At 39.0% G+C, this 20,131-nt stretch carries 12 protein-coding genes; all 12 read left to right on the top strand.

The genetic code is table 11. The features are described from left to right. Positions 1 to 426: 426 nt before the first annotated feature. The 12 genes from ACHZAX_RS02785 (at position 427) to ACHZAX_RS02840 (ending at position 20,131) form a co-directional block, all read left to right on the top strand. Positions 427 to 3,687 (top strand): SusC/RagA family TonB-linked outer membrane protein, encoded by a 3,261-nt coding sequence (locus tag ACHZAX_RS02785; RefSeq protein ID WP_320017933.1) that lies wholly within the window; start codon positions 427 to 429, stop codon positions 3,685 to 3,687. Positions 3,688 to 3,725: 38 nt separating this feature from the next. Then, the gene (locus ACHZAX_RS02790) at positions 3,726 to 5,528 is read left to right on the top strand and encodes a RagB/SusD family nutrient uptake outer membrane protein (RefSeq protein ID WP_320017934.1); all 1,803 of its coding nucleotides are present in this window, start codon (positions 3,726 to 3,728) and stop codon (positions 5,526 to 5,528) included. Between the two features lie 34 nt (positions 5,529 to 5,562). Then, entirely contained in the window at positions 5,563 to 7,107 is a 1,545-nt protein-coding gene (locus ACHZAX_RS02795) for an IPT/TIG domain-containing protein (RefSeq protein ID WP_101309841.1), read from the top strand. A 76-nt stretch (positions 7,108 to 7,183) separates the two neighbouring features. Further along, entirely contained in the window at positions 7,184 to 8,443 is a 1,260-nt protein-coding gene (locus tag ACHZAX_RS02800) for an alginate lyase family protein (RefSeq protein WP_320017935.1), read from the top strand. 463 nt (positions 8,444 to 8,906) lie between these two features. Beyond that, complete coding sequence (locus tag ACHZAX_RS02805) at positions 8,907 to 10,127, top strand: glycoside hydrolase family 88 protein (protein WP_320017936.1); 1,221 nt, start codon at positions 8,907 to 8,909, stop codon at positions 10,125 to 10,127. Between the two features lie 118 nt (positions 10,128 to 10,245). Beyond that, the gene (locus ACHZAX_RS02810; protein WP_218973084.1) at positions 10,246 to 11,727 is read left to right on the top strand and encodes a glycosyl hydrolase family 28 protein; all 1,482 of its coding nucleotides are present in this window, start codon (positions 10,246 to 10,248) and stop codon (positions 11,725 to 11,727) included. A gap of 107 nt (positions 11,728 to 11,834) precedes the next feature. Continuing rightward, positions 11,835 to 13,538 carry a glycoside hydrolase family 43 protein gene (locus ACHZAX_RS02815; protein WP_320017937.1) on the top strand — a complete coding sequence of 568 codons (1,704 nt, stop codon included), beginning with the start codon at positions 11,835 to 11,837 and terminating at the stop codon, positions 13,536 to 13,538. A gap of 81 nt (positions 13,539 to 13,619) precedes the next feature. After that, positions 13,620 to 14,597, top strand: a complete 978-nt coding sequence (locus tag ACHZAX_RS02820) for a family 43 glycosylhydrolase (protein ID WP_320017938.1) — start codon at positions 13,620 to 13,622, stop codon at positions 14,595 to 14,597. Between the two features lie 14 nt (positions 14,598 to 14,611). Beyond that, positions 14,612 to 16,009: a glycosyl hydrolase family 28 protein gene (locus tag ACHZAX_RS02825; protein WP_320017939.1), complete on the top strand. Its 1,398-nt coding sequence runs from the start codon at positions 14,612 to 14,614 to the stop codon at positions 16,007 to 16,009. Between the two features lie 175 nt (positions 16,010 to 16,184). Then, positions 16,185 to 16,955, top strand: a complete 771-nt coding sequence (locus ACHZAX_RS02830; RefSeq protein WP_320017940.1) for a hypothetical protein — start codon at positions 16,185 to 16,187, stop codon at positions 16,953 to 16,955. Between the two features lie 25 nt (positions 16,956 to 16,980). Continuing rightward, the gene (locus ACHZAX_RS02835) at positions 16,981 to 17,817 is read left to right on the top strand and encodes a hypothetical protein (protein WP_320017941.1); all 837 of its coding nucleotides are present in this window, start codon (positions 16,981 to 16,983) and stop codon (positions 17,815 to 17,817) included. A gap of 25 nt (positions 17,818 to 17,842) precedes the next feature. Further along, positions 17,843 to 20,131, top strand: coding sequence for a heparinase II/III domain-containing protein (locus ACHZAX_RS02840; RefSeq protein WP_320017942.1), 2,289 nt, complete (start codon positions 17,843 to 17,845; stop codon positions 20,129 to 20,131).

A 20,131-nucleotide genomic window follows, 5' to 3' on the forward strand; every position in this document is an offset into this window, starting at 1 on the left:
TAATTGGCAAAAATTGACATTTTAAGTCGAATATTGTCAAGTTTAATGAATCTATTGCCTCTTTTTTATTTTCTCAAAATACAGCTTGATAGAGATTGTTTTCAAGTACTTATATTGAGTGTCAGATTGTAATATGACGCCTTTTTCGTTTTGTAAGTGGTAAGTAATTAGAGTGTTGTATGTTTTCAAATTTTTCTATCTCTATTTGTCTTTAATGTTCTGCCGTGGTGTTTCATTTTAAAATGACACAGTATAAAGTTTGTTTCATTGTATAACTCCAAACCTATTTTCAGCAATTAAAGTTTACAAATATTAACAATTGATCTAGTTTTGATGACACCAACGTTAACGTTTGCGTTTTGACGTAACATGATAAAACTAGTAAGTATTGTCTTCTAAATTAATATGAACTTAAACTTAATTTTCATGATTAAATCTATTAACTGTTGCAGCAAAAGGAATAGCAGATTGCTCAACATTAAAATCTGGTTTAAACCTATTGTAGTAGTATGTTTACTGATGCTGCAGGTGTTAAACGTGCAGGCAGTGTCTGCCAAGGATAGTGTCGGCGAAAGTAAGGCCGAAACCATGCAGGTTGAAAAGAAAGTCAGCGGTAAGGTGATAGATGATCAGGGTTTTCCGGTTCCTGGTGCTTCTGTAGTTATAAAGGGAACAACAATCGGAACAATTACCGATATTGATGGTAATTATGCAATTACTTCCGAAATAGGATCTGTTTTGATATTTTCTTTTATAGGGATGGAAACGCAGGAGGTAGTGGTTGGCGATCAATCGCTTGTTAATATCACTCTTCTTACTTCATCTATTGGCTTGGAGGAAGTGGTGGCCGTAGGTTATGGTATGCAAAAGAAATCTACAATGACTGGCGCTGTGGAACAGGTGTCTTCTAAGGCACTTGAAAGTAGAGCTGTTTCTAACCCAGTACTTGCATTGCAAGGCCAGACTCCTGGTTTGACAATCACCAGAACATCTTCCCGTCCTGGTAATGAGGATATAAATATGCAGATTCGTGGAGCTACTTCTGTAAATGGGGTTAGCCCGTTAGTGGTTATCGATGGAGTACCTGCAGCAACCGGTAATGCATTTTTTTCAATGAATCCCGATGATATTGAAACGGTGACGGTATTAAAAGATGGAATGGCTGCCATTTACGGATCGAGGGCTGCCGGTGGTGTTATTCTTGTAACAACAAAGAGGGGTAAAGGCAAAATGAAAGTTGATTACACCGGAAATGTGCGTATTAATACACCCGGTATTAAAACTCCTACTGCAAATATGCAGGAATATGCGACTTTGTGGTTAGATGCTAATGCACAGGAAACATCACCTCTTTGGTGGTTTGCCGGAAAGGACGAAATGTTGAGAATGCAGCAGGGAATTGAAGGAATATATTCTACGACACACTGGGGCGACATATTTATTGGTCAGGGTGACAGATATCCTGAATTGTTTCAGACACGTACTTCCCAACAGCATTCTTTAAGTGTTTCAGGATCATCAGATAAAACGAACTATCGTTTTTCAGTTGGTTATGCCAATAATGTGGGTAATCTTGCTACCGCTTACGACGGGCAAAAACAGTACAACCTAAAGTTGAATTACGATTTTAAAGTTTCTGATAGAATAACTTTAACGTCAGGTGTTACTTATCAGAAAGATCATACATCTTCCCCTTCAGGAGGGATCGACTGGTCAATGACTTCTCAGGATCCTCCGTTTTTTCCGGCTAAAAATCCTTATGGACAATGGCATTCTAATTTTGGAAATGCAGGGAATCGAAATGCGACAGCTCTAACTACCGATGGTGGAAGAGATGATAAATATAATAGCTTAACAAGAATTGATTTGAAAGTTAATGTTAAACTAATAAAAGACCTTGAATTTGAAAGTTCTGCTTCAATTCAGGAAAACCAATTTAGAAGGGAAATTTATAAATTGACTGTTCCGCTTTATACGTGGGATGGAGATCCAGCTGCCGGTTCGCTTAATTCAACCTCCAGTATCAGTGCTGAGACTCAAAATATTTACTATCAAAATTACAATTCTTTATTGCGTTATACCAAAGAGTTGGGCAATCATCGTATTTCAGCTTTGGCAGGTGTTTCTGCAGAAAAGAACGAATTTAAGAAACTGTTTGCCTCTCGTTCACCCATTACAGACAATGGAGTGTACGACCTTAATGCGGCAGATTATACCGACAAAGCCGGCAATAGCGGTGGTAGAAACCAATGGGGATTGTATTCTTACTACAGCAGGTTAAATTACAGCTATAATGATACCTACCTGTTTGAAGTACTTGGACGCAGCGATGCATCTTCTAAGTTTGCAGATGGTTCAAGGACAGCTAATTTCTTCAATGTTTCCGGAGGTTGGGTATTAACGAACGAAGATTTCGTGAAAGATCTTAACCTAAGTGCAATTGATTTTTTGAAGTTAAAGGTCAGTTATGGTGAAACCGGTTTGCAGTCTGGTATTGGTTTGTATGATTATTATTCAACCATTGGTTTAGGTACTGTTGTTTTAGGAAGCACTCCTGCAACTCAACCTTCGGCCGGTATAAGTGGAAATGGATTAAGTATGGATCCTTCAACTACCTGGGAACGTGTAGCGATGAAGAATATTGGTTTTGAAATGCGTTTGTTGAACAACCGCTTGTCTGCCGATTTTAACTATTACGAAAAACTCAATGATGGGATGTTAATTAGACAGACCTATCCTTCTATACTAGGAGGAACAGCTCCATATTCAAACAGTGGTGAATTAGAAGTAAAAGGTTGGGAAGCAATCGTGAATTGGAGAGATAAAATTGGTGATTTTACTTATAACATAGGTTTTAATATTACCGACAGTCGCAACAAGCTTGTTTCATACGAAGGAGCAACGACCTTTAATGCAGGATTGAATGATAGAATAATTGGTCGTCCTCTGGGTTCCTGGATGATGTATGAAACAGATGGATTTTTACAAAGTCAGGATGAAGTAGATGCCTACTATGCCAAATATACAGGTGGTTTGAGTGGGGATGCAGATTTAACGGCTTTGAAAGCAAGTGATCCTACAGCAACTTTACGCCCGGGTGATGTTAAAAAGGTTGATTTGGATGGCAATGGTTATATCAGTGCATTGGGAGATCCTGCTAAAGATAAAGGCGATTTGAAATACATGGGGGATAATGCTCCGCATTTTGTTTTTGGTTTGAATTTGGGTGCTTCGTGGAAAGGTTTCGATTTTAACGCTTCCTTCCAAGGAGTAGGCAAACAGTATATCCAACGAGGAGATTATTTGGCATACCCATTTAATGCAATTTGGTGCAATCAAAACGCTTCTTTTATTGGGAAAACATGGGCACCTGAAAATACAAATGCGTATTATCCGCGCTTAAGTACGTATACTAAACGTAACGAGTACAATTATAAAAACAATGATTTTATGTTACAAAATAACCGTTACATCCGCTTAAAATCATTGATTATAGGTTATACTTTACCAAAGGAGTGGCTTGCAAAAGCAAATATTGAGCGGGCAAGAGTATTTTTCTCTGGTAATGACTTGTGGGAAAGTACTTCGATTAAAGATGGTTACGATCCCGAACAGGGGATGGGTTCAAACAACGCAGGATACCCATTTATGAGAACATGGTCATTAGGTGTTAATCTTAGCTTCTAGCCTAATTTATTAATTGATCAAAAACAAATTATAATCATATGAAAAAAATATCAATTCTTATAGTTATCGGTTGCCTGATTATACTGGCAGTTTCATGCAGGAATGATTTTCTGGATTTGGCTCCGCAGGATCAACTGACCGAAGCATCATATTTTAAAAATCCTGATCAGTTTAAAGCTTCCACAGCTTCATTTTATGATAAGATGATAAGTTGGAAAAATGTCGACGGTGTTAATGTTTTCGGTTTCATGGATTTTGGATCTGATCTTTCTTCCAATGTAAAGGACCGTGGTTATGCCGGACAAGGGAGTTACGGACTTGGTTCTCTTACTTTACCAGACAATGATCAGTTTTGGGATAATTCTTACAAATATATTCGCAGTGTAAACCTTCTACTTGAAAAAGCCAGAGCCTATGAAGGCGATAAGGATGATATCAAACAGTATGTGGCTGAATCAAAATTTTTTAGGGCATGGCATCACTTCTTTTTACTGCAGCGTTTTGGAGGTGTTCCAATTGATACTGTAGTAATTGATTTGGATTCACCGGAATTGTATGGTGCGCGAAATAGTCGATACGAGGTTGTAGACCAAGTTCTTGCTGATTTGAATGCTGCGATTCCAAATCTGCCTACCGAACAGACTATTCCTGATGCAGACAAAGGGCGCGTGAGTAAATGGGCAGCCGAGGCATTTAAAGCCCGTGTTGAGCTTTATGAAGCTGCCTGGCGGAAATATACCGGTACTACTACCGATTTTACAGGTTCTGCCGGGCCCGCTAAAGATCAGGTTACAGAATTTTTGACTGATGCTGTGGCTATGGCAAAAGATGTAATGGATCATGGAGGATACGAGTTGTGGGATTACAACACCGGATTAAACAACAGGAGTAATTTCTACTTGTTCACGATTGACGGAACTGGTTCAAACCCTATGGGATTGGATAAGCCAAGCAATAAGGAATTTATTCTACAAAGTGTATACGACTATGAGTTACGTCAAAGTGCTGTTCAAATTACCCGTGAATCATGGAGATTAACACCTAGCCGAAAACTGATGGACATGTATTTGTGTACCGATGGTTTGCCTGCTGATAAATCGCCTTTGTTCCAGGGATATTCCGATGTAAGCAAGGAATTTGAAAACAGGGATTACCGGATGATATCCAATGTTTTGGGAGATGAATCTATACCTGCTGCAGGGGCTGTGAGTTTAACCGATGGGGTTCTCTATGGTTTTGGTAATTTTAAATTTACGAGCTGGAATTTTACAGAAAATTCTTATCGTCCGGATAACACAGAATCATCAAACTATCCTCAAATACGTTTGGCCGAAGTTTTTATGATTTATGCTGAAGCATTGTATGAATTAAACGGTAGTATTAGTGATGCTGACCTTGACATTTCTATCAATTTAATTCGGAAAAGAGCTGGTGTTGCAGCATTAACAAATAACTTGGTTTCTGCTAATGGCTTAGACATGTTAACTGAAATCAGACGTGAAAGAGCATTGGAAATGTACAGCGAAAACAATCGTTTTAATGATTTGAAACGTTGGGGTATTGCTGAAACTGAATTGAACCAGAATGTTTGCGGTATGGTAGTAGGCGATGCTTCTTATCCAACCGATTTTAAGGATGCAGCGGGTGTTGCGACAGATAAATACACTCCAAATAAATATGGGTATGGCGAAACTGTTGTAAAAACTGCAGATGGCGACTTGAATTGCCTTGTGATAATGCCTGCTGCCAGCCATGATTTTCAGCGGAAACATTATTTGTTCCCATTACCAACACAACAGTTGCTGTTAAATCCAAATCTTGTTCAAAATACTGGATATTAGGAGTATTGTAATATTTAATTAAAACATAGTATTTATGAAATCATATATAAAAAACATCCAATTCTTAGTGGTGTTTATGGTCTTAGCAGTCATATATAGTGGTTGCGATAAAGATCCCGAGATAAAGATGTATACTTATCCTGCTCCTCTTCCAACTGGGTTTAGCCCAGCCAGCGGATATGCAGGTACTTTGATTACAATTGAAGGTTCTGATTTTGGGGATTATAAGAACGCAGTCTCAGTATTTTTTAATGGTGTTGAGTCCGATTTGATCGTTTCATGTAAAGATGATGAAATCGTAGCACAAGTTCCTGACGGTGCTATTTCTGGGAAAATATCATTAAAAGTATGGACGGAAATAATTGATTCTATTGGTTCATATGTAGTTATACCATCTTCTGAGGTATCTTATTTAAGCTCTGAAAGGGGTAAACCAGGCGATGAAATTTCAATAATCGGTGAAAAGTTCGGCACTAATTTGGCAGATGTGCAAATTTTTATTGGTGATGCAGAAGCTGTAGTAATTTCAGTTTCAGATAATGAAATAAAATTCACAATTCCTGATGCCAGCTCTGGAGTATTGACATTATATGTAGGTACGCAAGTGATTCCTGTATCATATTTCCTTATTGGAGATGAACTGTTAACGGGTACACTTATTGGACATAGTAGTTCATGGGGCGATAATCCGGCTACATATATTACTGCAGCAGTTGATGGAGATATAACCACTTTTGTTGATGGTGCAACCAAAACTGGTTATGTAGGTTATGATGTTGGCGAAGGAAAAACAGCATTATTAACTTCCGTTCGTTATGTGCCGCGTGCATCTCATCCGCAACGTATGACTGGCGGAGAAATTCGTGGAGCAAATGATCCTACACTTTTTGATGCTGTAACATTATATACAATTACAGAAGAGCCAACTGTTGAGGTTTATACTGAGGCGGCTATTACTACCAATGAAAGTTATCGCTACATCTACTATTACTCAGCTGAGGGAAACTGTAATATCGCCGAAATTGAATTCTATGGGAATATTACTGATGCGGTTATACCAGAAGGAAAATTTATGTTTGAATTTGATGATCCAACTGCAGCTAATTATTGGGTAGGCGTAAACAGCTCGACTCCCACAAATGTAATTGAAGATGGGAAATTAAAAGTGACTTTTAATGCAAGTCAGTTTGAAGGAACAAACAAACGTCGTGCCGATTTAAAATATGTTGAAGGAGGAATTTTCCCAGGCGATTCTCCAACAGGAGCATGGAGATATTCATCAGAGTATCCTATTCTGGCTTATAAAATTTCGTTTACAGGCACAGGTGCTGCGGCTCCGGTTGCGGGTAATATTAAATTAGATAGGTTTGATAATAAAAACAATTCATATTTAGTAGACTTCATTTCAGACAACGTTATCTATTATGATATATCTACTGTAATTACTGAGAGTCAGGATTTAGCTTCATGGCAACTTAAGATTGCAGATATAACGTCGACAGAAGAAACAGGTTATGAGGTAGATTGGATAAGAACATTTAAAAATAAAGAAGAGTTACAGGCATTTATTGGTCAGTAAGTAATTATTAAAAATCATGCCTGAGCATATAGTACAGGCATGATTTTTCAAAAAATTAGGAATAATACTTTAACTCATGAAAAAAATATTTATTGCATTTTTAGTTGTCCTGCCATTTCTCATTTTTGGTTGCGGTGGCGGAGATGGATCTGCTGTCGTTGTGGAAGAAGAAAAACCACCAGTTGTAGAGGAAGAAGAATTTCCGATTGATCAAAACAAAACTTTTATACATCCGGGAATGCTTCATACAAAGTCTGACTTTGACCGAATAAAGTTGAAGGTTAAAGCAAATGCTGAGCCATGGCTGGCTGGCTGGAATATGCTGATTAAAAATGCGCACGCCAGCTTATCTTATAAGCCAAATCCTGTTGTAAAACTGATTCGGGGAGGAAATTCTGCGGAAGAACCGGAAGCTGATAATTACAGTCGTGCATTTAACGATGTTGCAGCGGCTTATCAGTGTGCTATCCGTTGGAAAATAACAGGTGATGATGCTTATGCCGATAAAGCTGTTCAGATTTTAAATGTATGGGCATCTACTTGCGAAAGAATTAGTGGGAACTCTAATGTAATGCTGGCAGCAGGAATTTATGGCTATCAGTTTGCTAATGCTGCAGAAATTCTGAGGGACTATGAAGGATGGGAAAGTGCAGATTTTGAAGCTTTTAAACAATGGTTGCTGGATGTTTTCTATCCACTTAGTTCTGATTTTTTAGTTCGGCATAATGGCACTTGTATTAGTCATTACTGGGCAAATTGGGATTTAGCAAATCTTGCTGATATAATGGCTGTTGGTATATTGACCGACCGGGCAGATATTTATAATGAGGCCATTGATTATTTAATTAATGGAGATGGCAATGGACAACTAAAAAAAACAATTTATTTTATTCATCCTAACGGACTGGGTCAAATACAGGAAAGTGGGCGTGATCAAGGGCATGCGCAATTATGTATTGGCCTGCTTGGAACGATTTGCGAAATGGCCTGGCACCAAGGAGATGATTTGTATGGTTATGATGATAATCGGGTACTGAAAGGAGCTGAGTACGAAGCAAAGTATAATTTTGCAAATTTAAGTGTTCCTTTTGAGCCTTATAATAACTGTGAAAATTGGAGTAGTACTGAAATTAGTCCTGATGGAAGAGGTAGTTTCCGTCCGATCTGGGCTAGATTATACAATCATTATGTTGTAGAGCAAGGACTTTCTGCTCCATATATTGAGTTGGCAGCTCGGGTGCACCTCCCAGAAGGTGGAGGTGGCGATTACGGACCAAACAGTGGAGGTTTTGATAATTTGGGTTTTGGGACACTAATGTATTCATTGGAAAAATAAATTAGGAAATGTTTAAATCAATTTAAAAAAAATATATCTATCCTATTTTTTTGTGAGATTCTTGTGGGTGAGTTGTGAAAATGATAGCATGGTTATGGTTCATGATTCAAGCAATGACGACATTGTTGTTACCATCAATACAGTTTTTGTCTATCCTATTACACCATGGATAATTTCGACAGGATAAAAGCGAAAGTGAATGATGCGAGGAGCCATACCCGTTCGAATGGAATAAGTTAGTTGCGAATAGTCTTTTTCTTCACCATGCAAGGTCTCATCAAAATGCCATTTGTTGAAAAGTTTCAGAGGATTAAAGTCATGCTAAAAAAGCAATTGGGATTCCTGGTGCCTGATTAATATGAAACAACTACAGAAATCCATAGCAAGTTTGAATAGGTAGATGAAAGAATCGGTTTTACAGACAGAAAGTTGATGTAATCCGTTTCCTAAAAGAATAAAAAGAATGGAAAAAAGATTTAATAAAATTGTAACTCTCTTTGCAGGTCTTGGACTATTGGTTTCATGTGTTTCCGAAAATAAGATAGAAGAAACTTTTGGAGTAAAAAAACTGGTGGATAACTGCGTTGAAAAAACTATATTGACTATTAACGGCTTGACTGATGCAGATAGTCTGCCACGCAATATTTTGCAGGGACAAACAGAATGGAATAAGGTTGGTATTCATGACTGGACTAGTGGTTTTTGGCCTGGAATTTTATGGTATGCGTACGAAGCCTTAGGCGACTCAACAATTTTGAGTAATGCCCGTAAGTTTACGGAGCCTTTGTATGGGGTGTTGGATGTTCCTGTAGACAATCATGATTTGGGTTTTATGCTGAATTGTAGTTTTGGCAATGGTTACAGACTAACGAAGGATTCTGCTTATCATGATTTTTTGCTTGTGGCAGCAGATTCGTTAGCTACCCTGTTTAATCCTAAAGTAGGAACAATTCTTTCGTGGCCTGCCATGGGTGAAAAAATGGGTTGGCCTCATAATACCATTATTGATAACATGATTAATTTGGAGTTGCTATTCTGGGCATCGAAAAACGGAGGCAGTCACGATTTGTATGATATGGCGGTACGTCATGCTGAAACCTGCATGAATACTTTGGTTCGACCTGACTATACTATTTATCACGTAGCTGTTTTCGATACCATTAACGGGCATTTTATTAAAGGTGTGACTCATCAGGGTTATAGCGACAATTCGATGTGGACCCGCGGACAAGGATGGGGAATATATGGTTATACTATGGTTTACAGAGAGACAGGCAATGAAAAATTTCTGGATTTGGCAGAAAAGCTTGCTGATAAATTTATTGAGCGATTGCCCGAAGATGGAATACCATATTGGGATTTTGATTGCCCATCTATACCCAATGCACCTAAGGATGCCTCAGCAGCAGCTGTTGCGGCCTCGGCAATGTTGGAACTTTCGACTTTTATGAAAAACGAAGAATTAACAACTAAATACAAGGATGCTGCTGTTTCCTTGCTAACCAGATTATCATCAGATGATTATTTGAGTAAGGATAAAAATAAAGCAATGCTGATGCATTCTACAGGACATTATCCAAATGGAAGTGAAATTGATGCTTCGATTATTTATGCTGATTACTATTACATGGAGGCTTTAGTGCGGTTGAAGAAAATGAACGCTAAATTGTTATCAGATAAGTAGGGTTGAAGAGTTAGAAACAGATAAAATGAAACGAGCAATGATAAAAATGTTTCTCACACACGAGGATGACTATTAGAGCGAGTTCCATATGACAACTGAAAAACAAAATTATAATCACATGAAAAAATATTTGGAGAACTGCAGTATAAATTTAAAATCAGGCTATTTCTTTATGAGGATATTGATACTGACCTTATTTATGGTGAGTACAATCTCTATTAAACCGGCGTATTCAATTGATAGCTTACTAGTTTATCCTGCTCCTGAAGGCGCAATTCTGAATAATAATTTTACCGTTAGTGTGAGAATTCCCGGTAAGGAATGGCAGGAGATTTCTTCGTATTTGGTTAAAGTGGATGAAGTAAAAGAAGCCAATCATCATGTCGAAAATGCTTCGATGAGTTATTTCGACTTTTCAGGAGAAGTTGAAGTTGCTGTAACATTTAATAAAGGAACTATTCATTCAGGTCGGGTGCGTCCGCTGTCATACGGTATTGAATCACAGATAACAGGGAATACTTTACTATTTAAATTGAATAGTCCCCAAAATCTTTCGGTTGAAGTGAATGGTGACATTTTTCACAACCTCCATCTGTTTGCCAACCCAATTGATGAATTCATTCCTAATAAAGAAGATTCTAACCTGATTTATTTTGGTCCAGGTATTCATAGAATTAAAGGAGGTAAACTAAAAGTAGCATCTGGCAAAACAGTATACTTGGCGGGGGGAGCCATCCTGATGGGGCAGGTTCTTATCGAGGGGGTTCATGATGTGAAGTTACTCGGGCGCGGAATAATCGACCACTCTGTTAAAATGGGCGTTCGGATTGCCAATTCTCAAAATGTTGAGGTCGAAGGTATTTTTTGTACCCAGTGTGCCACAGGAGGATCTGATTCTGTAGTTATCCGTAATGTAAAAAGTATAAGTTACTATGGTTGGGGAGATGGAATGAATGTTTTTGCCAGTAATAATGTTTTATTCGATGGTGTTTTTTGCCGAAACTCGGATGATTGCACAACGATTTACGGAACCCGCCTTGGTTTTATTGGAGGGTGCAAAAACATTACCATGCAAAATTCAACACTCTGGGCAGACGTTGCCCATCCCATCCAAATTGGAACCCATGGAAACACGCTAAATCCAGATGTACTGGAAGATTTGAATTACATTAATATCGACATTCTCGACCATAAAGAAACCCAAATTGATTATCAGGGTTGTATGAGTCTGAATGCCGGGGATAGCAACATGATTAGGAATGTGCGGTTTGAGAATATTCGGGTTGAAGATTTTCGACAAGGACAATTGGTTAATCTGCGGGTTTTCTTTAATAGTAAATATTGTACTTCTCCCGGACGGGGCATTGAGAACATTCTTTTTAAAAACATTACTTATAACGGGAATAATTCTGAAATTTCTATTATTTCAGGTTATGATGAAACCCGAAAAGTTAAAAACATTGTTTTTGAGAACCTATTAATCAATGGTAGATTGATTACTGATGATATGCCGGGAAAACCCAAATGGTTCAAAACAGGTGATATGGCAAGGATTTATATTGGGGAACATGTCGAGGGAGTTGTGTTTAAGGCCAAATAAGAATATAATCAAGATAAACTTGGAATGTATACACTCCTCTGCCAGTCGGGTAAATGTGCCTAATGTTGGGCTTGTTTATAATTTAAAAACTATAAAATAGATTCAGCATGAAGATTTTTTTCACAGATCACAGATTCGGTTTAATATTAATTAGTTTATTGATAATTGCATCCCTTTTGGGATGCAATTATAATGAAAAACCATCATCAAAAAATGAGTATACAAATACATCCAATTATGTCTCAAAAGTATGGAAATCAGATAATGAAGATGGCACCTACACCAATCCAATACTGAATGCAGATTATTCCGACCCGGATGTGATTCGCGTTGGAGACGATTATTTCATGACCGCTTCCAGTTTTAACTGTAGTCCGGGCTTACCTATTCTTCATTCAAAAGATATAGTAAACTGGAAAATTGTAAACTACGCCTTGCCTCATCTCAATTATAAAGAGTGTTTTGATGTACCTCAGCATGGGAAAGGAGTATGGGCGCCCTCCATTAAATTTCATAACGGAGCCTATTATATTTACTGGGGCGATCCCGATTGGGGAATTTATATGGTAAAAACCAACAATCCTTTTGGCAAGTGGAGCAATCCTGTTTTGGTAAAAGAAGCAAAAGGTGTCATCGATCCAAGTCCGCTTTGGGATGAAGATGGTAATGTGTATCTGGTAACTGCATGGGCAGCAAGCCGGGCCAATATAAACAGTGTGCTTACCATCTGGGAAATGAATGCAGAGGGCACAAAAATTATTTCTGAAGGAAAGCATGTTTTCGATGGACACGAAAATCATCATACTGCAGAGGGGCCTAAGTTGTACAAAAAAGATGATTACTATTACATTTTTGCACCAGCAGGCGGAGTGTCAACCGGCTGGCAACTGGTGTTGAGATCGAAAGATATTTACGGACCATATAAAGAGAAAGTCGTGTTAGCACAAGGGAAAACGGATATCAACGGGCCACACCAGGGAGCTTGGGTAGAAACGCAGACGGGAGAATCGTGGTTTGTACATTTTCAGGAAAAAGGCGCGTATGGACGAATTCTTCATCTTCAACCCGTTAATTGGGTTGAAGGTTGGCCGGTTATGGGAATTGACAACGATGGAGATGGTTGTGGCGAACCGGTATTAACCTATAAAAAACCTAATGTCGGGAAGAACTATCCAATCAACACCCCGGCAGAAAGTGATGAGTTTAACGATGGTAAACTTGGTTTGCAATGGCAATGGGCAGCCAACCACTCCATTAAATGGATGGTGCATCTGCCGGGGCAGGATTATTTGCGCTTATTGGCATATCCAAAACCTGAAACTACAACTCCTTTGTGGATGATCCCTAACCTTTTGATGCAGAAATTTCCGGCACCTGAATTTACCGCTACCACAAAACTAAAGCTAACTTTGGAATGGGAGGTGTGGCAAAGTAAAATGGCCGGATTGACTGTTATGGGCAACGATTATGCTTATTTAGCTCTGGCAAAAGATGAGGAAGGTTATAAAGTTGAACTATACAACGGTAGCATGATCGATAAATACACAGCCAAAGAAAGTTTGGAAGCAGCTGCAAGTATATCATCCAATGAAGTTTTTTTTAGGGTAGATGTCGCTGCTCTGGGCTTATGTTCCTTCAGTTACAGCGAAGACGGAACTAATTTTAAAAAGATAGGTATGCCACATCAGGCACAACCGGAGTTGTGGATTGGTGCTAAAGTAGGGCTGTTTTGTACTGCTGACCCCAGATTCAGAATGGGCGGATATGCTGATTTTGATTGGTTTAGGATAGATGAATTACAGAAGAAATAGTAATCTGAATAATATAGAGAATACGAAGAGCTGCTAATTCTGGATGAAAACTGATCAACTGTAAATTTAAAACGATAAAATATGAATGATAGAAAAACCAAAAATTGTTTGTTGCTAATTTTGATTATTGCAGGCATATCGGCTTGCAGTCGTCAAGAAGCAAAAATAATTTCCAATCCTATTGTTGATGGTTATTTTGCTGATCCTTCCATCGTTTTTTATGAAGGTAAGTACTTCATTTATGCAACTATAGATCCCTGGGGAGGCGAAGAATTGGCGGTTTTCGAAACGGTAGATTTTCTGCAATTTGAGCAAAAGCACATTAATTGGCCAACAAAACAAGCGTGTACAAGCCCTACTTCCGGGAATGATATGGTTTGGGCACCTTCTGTAGTACAGGGAACGGATGGGAAGTTTTATATGTATGTTTCAGTTGGCAACGAGATTTGGGCTGGTGTAGCAAACCACCCGCTTGGGCCTTGGAAGAATGCGAAGGAAGATGGCACTCCACTCATACCGGGTAATATGATTCCCGGGTACCACATGATTGATGCAGAGTGTTTTATCGATGACGATAATCAGGCATACCTGTATTGGGGATCAGGCTTAAACTGGGTGAATGGCAAATGTTTTATGGTTCCTTTAGCAGCTAATATGGTTGATTTTCAGAAAGAGCCAACAGATGTGACACCTCCTAATTATTTTGAAGGACCGGTTATGATGAAAAAGAACGGAACTTATTACCTGATGTATTCTAACGGAAAAGCAATTGATCATACCTATAATGTTCGATACGCCACCGCAAAAAGTCCATGGGGCCCATTTGAAGAAGGTTCCAATAGTCCCATCCTTAAAACTTCTGCCGACAGCACAACTTACGGCCCCGGTCATCACTGTCTGTTTTCTCGCAATGGACAGGATTATATGCTCTATCATCGAATTTTTCCGCAGAAAGAAGACTATGTTTTGAGACAACTTTGCCTCGATAGTTTAAATTTTGATTCTCAAGAAAATATCAAAAATGTTAAGCCTCAGGGGGTAGCACCTTTTATTCATTAAAAAGAGAAAAAAAAATGAAATATATTATTTGGACATTATTAGTAGGGATTACTTCAGTTATACAAGCACAGGAACTGATTACATACGAAGTACCCCGCCAGTTGTTTTACTCGGCACATAATGATGATTTTACAGTTAAAGTCCGCATCCCCGGAGGCGAATGGAAAGATCTTTATGAGTATAAAGTTGGGGTGGATATGGACACCCAAAGCACTGCATCGATGGTTTCATTCGATTTTACCGGAACGGTTGAAGTGCAGGTTCGAAAGAATAATGGATTGGTGAACGCAGTGCAAATCCGTCCGTTGTCATATGGAATTACTCCAAAAGTACAGGAGCGAATCATTACTTTTACGCTCGATCAGCCACGCAAAATATCGCTTGAGGTTAATGGCGACAAACTACAAAACCTGCATATTTTTGCCAATTCAATCCTGAAAGACAAACCTGATCCAGATGATCCGAATGTGATGTATTTTGGTCCAGGTATTCATCAACCCAAAGACCTGCCTGGCGATGTATTTCGCATCCCTTCAGGAAAAACAGTATTTATTGATGGAGGTGCTGTTATAAAAGCCAAGTTGTTGGTTGATACCGCGCATGATGTAAAAATAGTTGGGCATGGCATTGTTTTTCAACCGGAAAGGGGAGTTGAAGTTCGTCATTCACAAAATGTGACCATTGACGGCCCCATATTCATTAATCCCAAACATTACACAATATATGGAGGCCAAACAACTGGTTTGACTGTGCGAAATATTAAATCGTTTAGCAACCAGGGCTGGAGCGATGGCATTGACCTCATGTCGTGCTCTGATGTGCTAATTGACGATGTGTTTATGCGAAATTCCGACGATTGTATCGCTATTTACGGGCATCGATGGCAGTTTTATGGTAATGCTCAAAATTATCAAGTTAAAAATTCAACACTTTGGGCCGACATTGCACATCCGATAAATATCGGAGGGCATGGAAATGCAGAAGCTGGCGGTGATACCATTGAAAATATAACTTTTACCAATATCGATATTTTAGAACACGATGAAGATGATCGAAACTATCAGGGGTGTTTGTCTATAGCCTGTGCTGATAATAATCTGGTAAGAAATGTGAGCTACAAAAACATCCGTGTTGAAGATTTTCAGGAAGGACAGCTATTTCATTTCAGAGTTGTGTTTAATCCAAAATACAGCTCAGCTTCTGGCCGGGGAATTGAAAATATTACGTTGGAAAATATTGAATACAATGGAAATGGTGCAAACCCATCCACCATTCATGGATATAATAAGGACCGATTAGTGAAAGATATTCAGTTTAAAAACTTAAAAATTAACAGTAAGTTGATTGAGAATGCATCTGAAGGTAGCGTTAAGATTGGTGAATATACGGATGGTATAAAGTTTAAAAAGTGATATAACATGAGTTCGATTATTTAGGTGTGTTTTACTATTTAATGCACCAAATCCCCTAAGACTTTTACCCGGAATTTTAGGAAGACTTTGTTCTTCTTTAGGGATTGGGGGTATTTATTTGATATATCATCAGGAATCGATAAAATCGAATTAAATTTATAAAGAATTGATAATTATGATGGAATGCAATAAAGTGAAAATTACTGTTTTGATATGGATCTGTTTAACTTTTGCACCATTTGTCAATGCTGCCGTTTACCAATGGTCGGTACCGATAACAAGCATAGTTTCTTCTGAAACTAACGAACATCCTACTGCCTTTTTGTGGATACCTGAGCAATGCACGCAAGTTAAAGCTTTGATTTTTGGCCAGCATAACATGTGTGAGGAGACCATTTTTGAACACCCCGCTTTTAGAAAAAAAATGTTGGAATTAGGCTTCGCTATTGTTTGGGTTTCACCTGGCATTGACCAGCAATGGGATGTAAGGAACGGCTGTCAACAGGTATTTGACACAATAGTTAAAGCACTGGCAGAAACAAGTGGGTATCAGGAGCTGGAATATGTCCCTGTTGTTCCGCTGGGTCATTCGGCAATGGCAACTTTCCCATGGAACTTCGCAGCGTGGAATCCCGACAGGACTTTAGCCGTTATTTCCTATCATGGAGATGCACCCCGGACTAACTTGACAGGTTACGGCAGGGAAAATCTTGAATGGGGCAGGAATCGTAATATCGACGGTATTCCAGGGTTAATGGTTGAAGGTGAATACGAATGGTGGGAGTCCAGGGTAAACCCAGCGTTAGCTTTTCGGATGATGTATCCCGAAAGTTGTGTTTCCTTTCTATGCGATGCAGGGCATGGGCATTTCGATGTGTCCGACGAAGTTGTAGATTATCTCTCTCTTTTTCCTGAAAAAGGCTGCATTCTACCGTTTGCCAGATAATCAGCCGGGTGATAAACCAGTACTTTTGAGAAACCTAAACCCACATGATGGCTGGCTTGCAGAAAGATGGCATCCCAATCAGAAAAAGCGGGCAAATACTGCACCTCTTTTTCAATATATAGGCGATGTGCATGATGCGTTTTGGTATTTCGATAAGGAAATAGCTGAAGCTACTGAACAATATTATGCCCGGACACGGGGCAAAAAAGAACAATACATTTGTTACATGCAAAATGGTAATTTATTGTCTTTTAACGAAAAATCGCATGCGCGGATTGCAGGAAAATTTGAACCCGAAAAAGATGGCATTACATTTCATCTTACAGCAGTATTTACTGATACCATACGAAGTAGAAGAATAGATGACCATGCTAATGGGAACCCGTTGATATCAAGAATTTGTGGGCCCGTAAAAAAAATCAACGACACTACTTTCAGGTTGGATTTTTATCGCATGGGCTTCAACAATTCAAAGCGAACAGGTGATATATGGTTTATTGCCAGCCATCCTGGCGATGCAAAATATAAAAGTACTGTTCAGCAGTTCAATATGCGTATCCCTATTGCCAATAAAGAAGGAAAGCAGCAAACTATTGAATTTCCGACAATAGAAAATCAACAAACCAACGTACAGTCAATTAAGTTGGGTGCAACGGCATCATCAGGGATGCCTGTCTATTATTACGTAAAAGAAGGTCCCGCTGAAGTAAAAGCTGGAAAATTGGTATTCTCCCAAATTCCACCTCGCAGCAAATTTCCAATAAAGGTAACAGTGGTGGCCTGGCAGTACGGGCGTATAATTGAGCCCAAAATTCAATCTGCAGAACCAGTCGAACAAAGTTTCCTAATCACAAAAAACTAAGTTCAAAATTCAAAAGATATTGATTATGAGAAAGATTTTTCTATTTGCACTTATTTGTTTTATTACCCATTCGCTGTTTGCACAGAAACACAGTTACTTGTTGCATACAGACGTTAATATCGCCCGTCTGAAAGAACAAATAAAGACCGATGTTGAGGTAAAAGAAGCCTGGGAAAAACAATTGAAAAAGGCCGAAGATTTGCTGAAACGCGATAGGAATGGTGCACCTGATTTACAGGAACTGGGCTTGGCGTATCGCATGACCGGCGACAGTCGTTTTGCTGACCGGATTAAACAAACCTTGATACAAGTATGTGGTAAGGAAACATGGGAAGGTAGAGATTTACTACAACGAACTCCTCCATGGAAAGGTGGTTTGGGGACAGCACATACAACCTTTTATGTGGCTATCGGATTTGATTGTGTTTATGAATCTTTAAGTACTGAAGAACGTCGTCGGATTGCTGAAGGAATAGTCCGTCTGGGGATTAAACCTGCGATGGATGATTGGTTGAATGCCGATTCCGGCATTCACACTTTTGACACCATGGGGCACAACTGGTGGAGCGCTTGTGTAGATATGGCAGGCTTTGCTGCCTTGGCTGTAAGAGACGAAGTTCCTGAGGCCAGACAGTGGATTAAAGAAATTTCAACATATTCTGTTGAGTGGTTTAATTATGCCGGAAGTGTATTGCAAAATAAACCCAAATCATTCGATCGCAATGGTGGATTTTACGAAAGTATTAATTACGCCAACTTTGGTTTTTCGCAATACCTGCTTTTTCGTCTGGCACACCAAAATGTGTTTCCTAATATAGATTTACCCGAGATTTCTCAAATGGAGTCCATGGCCGATTTTTTTATTCAAACAACCTATTATTCAGAAGACGGACCGACAGCCGTTAATTTTGGTGATGGTGGTGCTCATCGGAATGGTAATGCGTGTGTGCTTTTACTTTGGAACTTAGGTATTCACAAAGACCGCTATGCCTGGTACCTTAAACAAACGAATCACGGCGATGATAAAGAGGGATTAACAGTAGGTACTGCAAATGGCCTTATTCTTAATCCTGATCTTCCTGAGCTCAAAGAAGCCTATAGCCCTGAATTACCCACGATGCAACTATTCCCGGATATGGGGTGGGCGATGTTACGAGATTCGTGGAAAGAGAATGCTTCGTTTTTAGCTGTTAAATCGGGTTTTACATGGAATCATTCTCATGCCGATGCTGGATCCTATATTCTCTTTCACAAGGGGAAAAACCTGATCATCGATTCAGGGCATTCGGGTTATAGTTCACCGCTTTACACGCAATACGATTGTCAGAGTGCCGCTCATAATGTTGTTTTATTTAATGGAGAGGGTCAACGAACAAAAGATGCGTATTTTGGAGTAGTCAATTCCGGAAGCCTTCATAACTTAATAGGAACAGACGATTTTAAATATCTTTTGGCCAATGCAACCGGGCCTTATTCTCATCTTCTTTCCAGAAACTACCGGAGCTTTATCTGGATAGGTGATGTGATCTTGGTATTCGATGATTTATTGGCTGACGAACCAGGACAGTTTGAATGGTTATTGCATTACGAAGGGGAGTCAAAACGCCGGGGACTTGATTTGTCGATAAAAGATGGAGATGCAGAGGTGCTTGTTCGCCCATTGTTTCCGGAGACATTTCCAGATGGAGGATTGCCACACGATTTCCCGGAGAAAATGCGTTTAGACGAAAAGTTGGGATATAAAGACTGCAACACTCGTCAGGCATACTGGTCAATTAGTCATTTTGAGCAAACAAGCCGTACCAAATTTCTTTCTGCCATAATTCTGAAAGATGAAGAAAAAAAAGCTGATTTACCGTTAATCGAGCGATTTCAGGGAAACAATTTTTTAGGTGTCCGCATCACTCAAAAAGGAGAAACAACAGAGGTTTATTTCAACCTGTTAGCTGATGGACGTTTGAAGCACCGTAACAGCATGATTAATATGAACGGCTGGGAAACTGATGCCTACCTTACTGCAATTACTTTTAATGAAGGTGCTGATAAATCAAAAGTGGAAAACATCAACGATTTATTTGTTACTCATGGAAGCTATGTAAGAAGAAACGGACAGGTATTGATGCATGCATTGTCGAAATATACAGCATTGGTCGAGAATTTAAACGGACAGGCCGAAGTAAGTTTTCAAGGGCAGTCAATAACCAGTTTTAGCCTATATTCTCCAATAAAAAAGTCATCAATATTAGTCAATAATAAAACTTATTATGGTGATTATAATGTGCAAACAAAACGGATTAAAATAATTATTAAATAG

The organism is Labilibaculum manganireducens (assembly GCF_963665805.2).
Lineage (GTDB): Bacteria > Bacteroidota > Bacteroidia > Bacteroidales > Marinifilaceae > Labilibaculum > Labilibaculum manganireducens.